Annotated in this window: 9 protein-coding genes; 5 read left to right on the top strand and 4 right to left on the bottom strand. The window is 77.4% G+C overall.

Features of this window, described 5'->3' with window-relative positions; translation table 11 throughout:
* Together M8J74_RS43385 and M8J74_RS43380 are read right to left on the bottom strand one after the other, a co-directional pair.
* On the bottom strand, positions 1-699 hold a 699-nt coding region (locus M8J74_RS43385), incomplete at its 3' end, for a M56 family metallopeptidase (RefSeq protein ID WP_249841664.1).
* A 49-nt stretch (positions 700-748) separates the two neighbouring features.
* Positions 749-1,174, bottom strand: coding sequence for a BlaI/MecI/CopY family transcriptional regulator (locus M8J74_RS43380; RefSeq protein ID WP_249841663.1), 426 nt, complete (start codon positions 1,172-1,174; stop codon positions 749-751).
* Between the two features lie 119 nt (positions 1,175-1,293).
* Between M8J74_RS43380 and M8J74_RS43375 the strand changes: the two genes are divergently transcribed.
* From M8J74_RS43375 to M8J74_RS44935, 3 genes are all read left to right on the top strand, one after another.
* Positions 1,294-1,959: a DedA family protein gene (locus M8J74_RS43375; RefSeq protein WP_249841662.1), complete on the top strand. Its 666-nt coding sequence runs from the start codon at positions 1,294-1,296 to the stop codon at positions 1,957-1,959.
* Positions 1,956-2,573 (top strand): phosphatase PAP2 family protein, encoded by a 618-nt coding sequence (locus M8J74_RS43370; protein ID WP_249841661.1) that lies wholly within the window; start codon positions 1,956-1,958, stop codon positions 2,571-2,573. Before M8J74_RS43375 ends, M8J74_RS43370 begins: the two co-directional genes overlap by 4 nt.
* A 164-nt stretch (positions 2,574-2,737) precedes the next feature.
* On the top strand, positions 2,738-3,496 hold the full coding sequence (locus M8J74_RS44935; protein ID WP_249841660.1) for a phosphatase PAP2 family protein: 759 nt from the start codon (positions 2,738-2,740) through the stop codon (positions 3,494-3,496).
* 31 nt (positions 3,497-3,527) lie between these two features.
* On the opposite strand, the gene M8J74_RS43360 is transcribed toward M8J74_RS44935, so the two are convergent.
* Complete coding sequence (locus M8J74_RS43360; protein WP_249841659.1) at positions 3,528-4,469, bottom strand: lysylphosphatidylglycerol synthase domain-containing protein; 942 nt, start codon at positions 4,467-4,469, stop codon at positions 3,528-3,530.
* 217 nt (positions 4,470-4,686) lie between these two features.
* Here M8J74_RS43360 and M8J74_RS43355 point away from each other — a divergent pair, with 217 nt between their 5' ends.
* Together M8J74_RS43355 and M8J74_RS43350 are read left to right on the top strand one after the other, a co-directional pair.
* Positions 4,687-5,070: a BlaI/MecI/CopY family transcriptional regulator gene (locus M8J74_RS43355; RefSeq protein ID WP_249841658.1), complete on the top strand. Its 384-nt coding sequence runs from the start codon at positions 4,687-4,689 to the stop codon at positions 5,068-5,070.
* A complete protein-coding gene (locus M8J74_RS43350; RefSeq protein ID WP_249841657.1) occupies positions 5,067-5,954 on the top strand; it encodes a M48 family metalloprotease in 888 nt (295 codons plus the stop codon). Before M8J74_RS43355 ends, M8J74_RS43350 begins: the two co-directional genes overlap by 4 nt.
* A gap of 417 nt (positions 5,955-6,371) precedes the next feature.
* Here the strand turns inward: M8J74_RS43350 and M8J74_RS43345 are convergent.
* A partial coding sequence (locus M8J74_RS43345; protein WP_249841656.1) for an MFS transporter occupies positions 6,372-6,805 on the bottom strand: 434 nt, incomplete at its 5' end.

Here is a 6,805-nt window from a genome sequence, read left to right as displayed (position 1 = left end):
GGCGAGCGCGGCCCGGCCCACCGCGCGGGCGGTGAGGGCACGGTCGCCCGTCGCCCGCGCGGCGGACTCGTCGGCCCAGCGCTCCAGGGCGTACGACAGCGGCCCCCGCAGGCCGCGCAGGGCGGGATGCAGCGCCACGGCCAGCTCCGCGCCCGCGAGGAAGAGGTGGTGGCGGCCGGCGAGATGGGCGCGCTCGTGCGCGAAGAGCACCTCGCGCTCCCGCGCGCTGAGGGCGCGCAGCATCCCGGTGGTCACCACGATGCGGCCGGGCCGGCCGGGCAGGGCGTAGGCGTCGGGGCGGGCGTCGGGCCGCACCCACAGGTCGCCCGCGCCCGGCTCGTGCCCGCAACCGCGGTGGGCGGCGCGCAGTTCCCGCAGATGGCGGCGGGCCCGCCAGGGCACCAGCACGCCCAGTCCGGCCAGCGCGAGGGCCGCCAGGACCGCGGCCGGCACGGTGGCGGACGAGCCGTCGCCGAGCAGATGCGGGGAGAAGTGGCCGAGCGCCGCCACGAACGGCAGCCGCAGGGCGCCGTCCAGCGCGAGCAGCGCCAGCGCGGCCGTACTGGAGCCGGCGAGGACCAGCGCCAGGGCGGTCAGCGCCCACGCGGCCGTCCGCGGCGACAGCAGTTCGGCGCCGCGCCGGGCCACGGGCACCGCGAGCAGCGGCATCAGGAGCGGGAGCCACACGGCGTAGATCACAGGGTTCCTCCACAGGCCGCCGTCGCGCCGGACGGCTCCGGGCGGCCGGTCACGCGGTGTCGTCCGGGCCCGCGGCGCCGTCCGCCAGCAGACTGCGCAGCAACTGCTCGTCCTCGGGGCTCAGATCGGATACGAAGCGGGCGAGGACGGTGCCGCGGTCCTCGTCCTTGTCGAGTTCGGCGTGCATGCGGCGGGCGGTGAGACCGGGGGAGTCCTGGGCCGGGGCATAGGCGTAGCCGCGCCCGGAGCGCGCCCTGGTGACCACGCCCTTGGCGTGCAGCCGGGTGAGGATCGTGGTGACGGTGGTCCGGGCCAGACCCTGGCCGAGCTCCAGCTGGACGGCGCCGGGGGTGAGCGGCCCGTCGGCCGCCCACAGCGCGGCCAGGACGCTCGCCTCCAGCTCGCCGGCCGGCCGCCGTTCCGGGCGCCCGTCGTCCGGGCCGTCGAACGGCTCGTCAATCTGCCCGTGGGGCATGGGAACGCTCCTCGACATTTATTCGTCTACAGTTCAGTAGACGGTCTACATGACTGTAGTCGCCCGGCGCGGGCCCCTGCCCGCACCGTCCACGTTCCAGTATGAGAGGGGCCGCCCGCATGGCAGCTGCCCAGTTCGCCATGACCCAAGCGGTGAACGTCCTGGATGCCGGGTCCCTGCTGTCCGCCTTCGGCGCGCTCGGCGTCGCCGCGGTCCTGTTCGCCGAGACCGGTCTGCTGGTCGGCTTCTTCCTGCCCGGGGACTCGCTGCTGTTCACGGCGGGGCTGCTGTGCGCGAACGGCGTCCGCGGCTCCGTGCACCTCTCGCTCGGGCAGGTGCTGGTCGCGGCCGTGGTGGGAGCCCTGCTCGGGGCGCAGACCGGGTACTGGATCGGGCGGCGCGGAGGCCGTGCGCTGCTGGTGCGCAGCCGGGCGCGGAAGCTGCACGAGGGAGCGGCCCGGGCCGAGGAACTGCTCGCCCGGTACGGCCACGCCAAGGCGGTCGTGCTGGCCCGCTTCGTGCCGGTGGTGCGCACCGTGCTGAACCCGCTGGCCGGTGCGCTGGACGTGCCGGTGCGGGTCTTCACGCTCTGGCAGGTGGTCGGCGGCCTGCTGTGGACGGTCGGTCTCGTGCTCGGCGGCTACGCCCTGGGCTCCTCGGTGCCGAACGTCGACCGCTACCTCCTGCCGCTGGTCGCCGTCGTGGTCCTCGTCTCCCTGACCCCGCTCGCTCTCGAGGCGCGCCGCGCGCGGGCGCGCCGCACCTCTTCGGAGGTCTCCTCATGACCCCCCTTGCCTTCGGCGGCGCCTCGGTCGACGGCGGCCTGTACCTGTGGATCACCCACCTGGCCCGCGACACCCCCCACGCCGTGGACACGACGGTCGCCGACTGGTCCGACTACGGCCTCGCCGTGTTCGGCGCGCTGATGCTCGCCGCCTGGTGGCGGGCCCGCGGCGCCGGTGGGGCCCGGCTGGTCCGGGCGCTGGCCGCCCCCGTGGTCGTCGTTCTCTGCTACGTCGCCGACGTCCTGGTCAAGTCCGCCGTCGCCGAGAACAGACCCTGCCGCACGCTGCACACCGTCACCCTGGAGGCGTGCCCGGCGGTGGGCGACTGGTCCTTCCCCAGCAACCACGCGGTGATCGCCGGGGCCGCGGCGGTGGCGGTGGCCCTGACCGACCGGGTCCTGGGCCGGGTCGCGGCCCTGGCCGCCGTCCTGATGGCCGTCTCCCGCGTCTGGATCGGCGTGCACTACCCGCACGACGTGGTGGTGGGGCTCGCCTTCGGCGCCCTGCTCGCCTGGCCGCTGATGCTGCTGGCGGACCGGGCCGCTCCCCTGGTGGAGCGGGCGGCCGGAACCCGGTTCGGTGAGCTGGTCACGGGCGCGCGGGGCGGTGGCTGAGCGCACGCTGGAGTGGACGACGGGCGCGGAGCGGTGGCTGACCGTACGGCCGGGCCGGGGCGGTCGTGGCGGCCGACGACCGCGGGCGCGGACGCGCGGGTGCCGGGTGCCGGTCCCGCGCGGTGGAAAGGAGGCGCCGTGGGCGCCGGCACGGAGGAATCCGCGTGAGTGAGACGCGGCGGGCGGTGCGGTCCGGGACGGTGCGGGCCGGGCTCCTTTGTGCCGCGCTGTTCGCCTGCCTCGCGGTGCTGGTGGGCGTACGGCACGGGACCCCGCTGCCCGGCGACGGCGCCCTTCACACGTGGGCCGTGGGACACCGGCCGCCCGTCGCGCAGGCCCTCGCACGCGGCATCACCGCGACCGGGTCGGGGATCTGGCCGTACCTGATCGTCGCCGTGGCGGGCATGATCGCCGGACGTGACGCGCGGGAGCGGCTGAGGACGGTGCCCTGCGCCCTGGCCGTGCTGCTCGCCGGGCAACTGGTGCGCGACGTGGTGATGGAGTCCTTCGCGCGGCCGAGGCCCAACCCCGCCGACTGGGTCGCGTACGCCTCCGGCTACTCCTTCCCCTCCGGCCACACCACGACCTCCGCCCTCACCGCGGGCCTGCTCTGCTGGGCCGTCACCCGCCGCGCGCGCCCCGACCTCGCGCGGACGACCTGTGTGCTCGCGGTGTGCTGGGCGGCCGCCGTCGGAGCGACCCGGGTGTACCTCGGCGTGCACTGGGCCAGCGACGTCCTCGGGGGCTGGCTGCTCGCCGTCTCCTGGCTCGCCCTGTGCGGCTGGGGGCTGACCCGGTGGCGGCAGCGGGCGGCCGGCGACTCCGGTACGGCACCGCGGGACGGCGAACCGACGGGCGCGCCCTCGACGCCCTCCCGGCCGGCACCGGACCCTCCGTCCACGCCGGCACCCCCGGAAGGCTGAGCCCGCGCCGGCGGCCCGAGCCGCCCGCCCCTCACAGGGCCTTCGCGCGCACCAGTCCGCCGAGCACCAGCAGCCCCGGCACCAGAGGCAGCCACACGGTCAGCAGCCGGTAGCCGAGGACCGCCGACACGCTGACCGCCGCCGGCGCCCCGGCCGCCGTCAGCGACCAGGCGAGCGCGGCGTCCAGGGAACCGAGCCCGCCCGGGGTCGGCAGCAGGACGGCGGCGCTGCTCGCGGCGAGATACGCGAGCGCGACCCGCCCCGCCGGAAGCGGCACGTCCAGAGCCCGTACGACGGCCAGGACGACGCCCGTGTGCAGCGCGGCGAACACCAGCGAGCCGCCCCACAGGGCCGCCGCCCGCCCCGGACGCTCGTGCACGCCGCGCACATCGGCCACCGCGCAGGCCAGTGCGCGCCGCAGCCGGGCCCGCAGCAGCACGGCCGCACCGGCGACCGCCACGGCGACCGCCGCGCCGGCGAGCAGGGGCCACCGGCCCACCGACGGCAGCCGCAGCATGCCCGGCCAGGCCATGGCGAGCCCCGCGATCAGCGCGCCCCGCACCACGGTGCCCGCCGTGCCCTTGACCGCGAGGGCCGTCGCCGCCCGGCCGGGCGGCAGCCCGCAGCGCATCAGGAACCGCACGTTCACCGCACCGGCGCCCAGTCCGGCGGGCAGCACGTGGTTCGCCGCGGCCGCCGCGAACTGCGCCGCCACCAGCCGCCGTACAGGGAGTGCCTCCCGCACCGCCCCCTGCAGCGCGAGCGCCGAGCACGCCCAGGTCAGCACGGCGAGCAGGGCGGCCAGGGACAGCCATCCGCGGTCGGCGACGGCCAGCCGGTCCGCCCCCGCGTCCAGCACCGGCCAGTGCCGCACGGCGAGCCCCGCGGCCCCCGCGGCCACCACGATCCCCAGCAGGCCCTGCCACGGCAGCCGCCGGCCGACGACCGTCGACGGACCGACCGGGGTGCTCATGCCGCGTTCCGCTTCGCCGCGGCGCGTGAGAATGCGAAGGAGGCGGGGGAGGCGGGGGACGTCGTCGTCATCCTCATCCCTCCCGACCCTCCCGGCCCTACAGTGCGTAAGGTCCGGATTCACCCTACGACGTGTAGGTCGGCAGGGTGCCTGAGGCGGGTAAGGGGCAGGTGCGAGTCGGTGACCGCGGGACCCTACGCACCGTAAGGTGGTGGCCATGGCAGGCACGACCCCTCGCGGCAGGGCCGAGCGACGCAGCCCCGGGGAGCTGGAGAGCGAGATCCTCGCCACCCTGTGGGCGACGGAACGCCCCCTCACCCCGGCCGAGATCCAGTCCGAACTCGGCGACGGGCTCGCCTACAACACCGTGCACACCATCCTGCGCCGCCTGCACGACAAGAACCTCGTGGTGCGCGACGCCGACGGACGGCGCGGCGCCTACCGTCCCGTGAAGAACGCCGCCGAGATGACCGCCGAGGCCATGCACCGGGCCCTGGACCGCGGGCCCGATCCGATAGCCGCCCTGCAGCAGTTCGTCACCGGGCTCAGCCCCGAGGAGGAGAGCGCCCTGCGCGAGCTGCTGGCAGGAGGGGGCGCATGAGGATCGACGTGTACACCCCGCTGCTGCTGTCGCTCCTGCTCGGCGCCGTCGGCCCGCGGCTCGCCCGGTTCGGGACGCCCGCGGCGGCGGCCCGCGCGCTGACCGGTGCCGCGGTGCTCACCGCCGGCGCCTCGCTGTGGGCCCTCGGGCTGCTGGCCGCGACCCTGGCCGGCGAGGCCCCGTCGCTCGTCGCCCACGCGCGGGCCGGCGGCCGTGCGCTGCCCGAGCCGGTCCCGGACGCCGTGGCCGTCCTCGCCCTCTGCCTCCTCGCGGTCGCCGTCGGCCGGATCGTGGGCGCGGTCCGGACCCACCGCGCGACCCGCCGCACCCTGCGCCGGCTGTGCGAGGGTCACCCGCCCGGCACCGAACTCGTCGTCGCCGCCTCGCCGCGGCCCCGCGCCTTCGCCGTGCCCGGCGACCCGGGCCGGATCCTGGTCACCAGCGCCATGCTCGCCGCGCTGCGCCCCGCCGAACGCCGGGTCCTGCTCGCCCATGAGCGCGCCCACCTCACCCACCGGCACGCGTTCCACGTCCACGCGGTGACCCTGGCCGCGGCGGGCAACCCGCTGCTCGTGCCGGTCCGCGACGCCGTGGCCTACCTGGTGGAACGCTGGGCCGACGAACAGGCCGCGGGCGCGGTCGGCGACCGCCGCACCACGGCCCGCGCCCTGGCCCGCGCCGCCCTGGTCGCCCATGGCGCGGACTGCGTCCTGCACTTCGCCGACCGCGCCGTCACCCGCCGCGTCGCCGCCCTCCACACCACCCCGCCACGCCGTCTGCGTCCCGTCGCCGCGGCCATCCTGGCCCTGGGCGCCCTCGCGGCCCTCGGAGCGGCGGACGCCACGGGTGACCTACTGAGCCTGCTGACGGGCGGCACGCTCTAGCAGCGCGGCCCGGAGTCGCGCATACCCCCGCCGCTCGGGCAGGTTGCCGGCCCAGGGTGTACGTCGCCCGCCCCTCCGGCCCCGCGCCTGCCCCCGTCCTCTCGGCCGCCCGACGCCCCCAGCCGGACGACCACCGTCCCGCCCCGCGGCCCCGCGCCACCGCCCCGGCCGACATCAGCCGCACCACCAACCGACATCAGGCGCATCGCTCGACCGGTCCGGCGACCCGGTGGCCGTCGGTCGTCCGCTCTCACCGCCCCCGACGCCCGCACCGCCCCCTAGCCCCGCACCGGCCCCCAAGCCCCGCACCGCTCACTCGCCCGGCGCTCCAGTCGACGCCAACCGTCCCGCCCCGCGGCCCCGAGCCGCCGACCCGGCCGACATCAGCCGCACCCCCGTCGACGCCAGCCGCACCGCTCACCCGCCAGGCGCTCGGCCGACGTCCGCCTTCTCGTCCCCCCGCCGCGCGCGCCGTGCACCCGCCGCCGCGACCACCGCCGTGCCGCCTGCCAGGACCGCCGCCAGTGCCGCGTAGCCGTACGTCAGTGTCGCCGTCGTGGCGACCGCGGCGACCAGCAACGGGCCGCCCGCGTCACCCAGTTCGCGGCCCAGTTCGGCCGCGCCCATGGTCTGCCCGAGGCGTTCGGGCGGGGTGGCGGAGGCGAGTGCGGCGAAGCCGAGCGGGGTGATCAGGCCGGTGCCGACGCCGATCAGGACGGCGGCGAGCAGGACGCCCGCCAGTCCGGGCAGCATCGCGCAGGCCAGGCCCGCTGCGGCGAGCAGCAGCCCCGCGGTGAGGCCGGTGCGCGCGCCGAGCCGGCCCGCGTCCAGCGCCCGGCCGGCCCGCGGCT

The sequence above is a fragment of the Streptomyces panaciradicis genome (assembly GCF_023516615.1).
GTDB lineage: Bacteria > Actinomycetota > Actinomycetes > Streptomycetales > Streptomycetaceae > Streptomyces > Streptomyces panaciradicis.
This window is presented reverse-complemented; position numbering and strand designations above follow the sequence as displayed.